Genomic DNA, 466 nt, shown 5'->3' on the forward strand with positions numbered 1-466 from the left:
CGCAACTCGACTGTTTCTTTACTGGGTGGTTGCCACAGGCGTAAGTCTTCAGACTTTGCTGCGAACAGCGCCAGCATCCTTGCGTCCACTGCGTCAGTCTTCGCGGACAGGCCGAGATACTTGGCAAAGTTCCGCGTCCGTGTTCCATGGGCGCGATGAACAGGCAGGCCTAGTTCAACGCAGCATTCCAGAACGGAACGCTCATATCCACCTGACGCCTCGCAGACGATGAATGGTTGTCGATCCTTGCTCATGGCCTTGAGCAATCGCTTGATTGCCGACACCGTGTTTTGGATCGTGACCTGCCGATCATCGGGCAGGCTGTGAACCGTCAGGCTCGCTTTGGAGACCTCAAATGCAATGATGTTGGTGCGATCTACCTCGCTTAAGTTGCTGCTCATATCTTTGTCTTCATCCTTGATTATGCTCGGCCGCGAAGGCCCCTCTACCGTTCGGATGGCCGGAC

General features: G+C 55.4%; 1 protein-coding gene. It reads right to left on the minus strand.

Annotation, left to right across the window (positions count from 1 at the left end):
• A partial coding sequence (locus Q1A75_RS24085; RefSeq protein ID WP_299593626.1) for a transposase occupies positions 1 to 401 on the minus strand: 401 nt, incomplete at its 3' end.
• Positions 402 to 466: the final 65 nt, after the last annotated feature.

Source organism: uncultured Tateyamaria sp., assembly GCF_947504105.1.
Lineage (GTDB): Bacteria > Pseudomonadota > Alphaproteobacteria > Rhodobacterales > Rhodobacteraceae > Tateyamaria.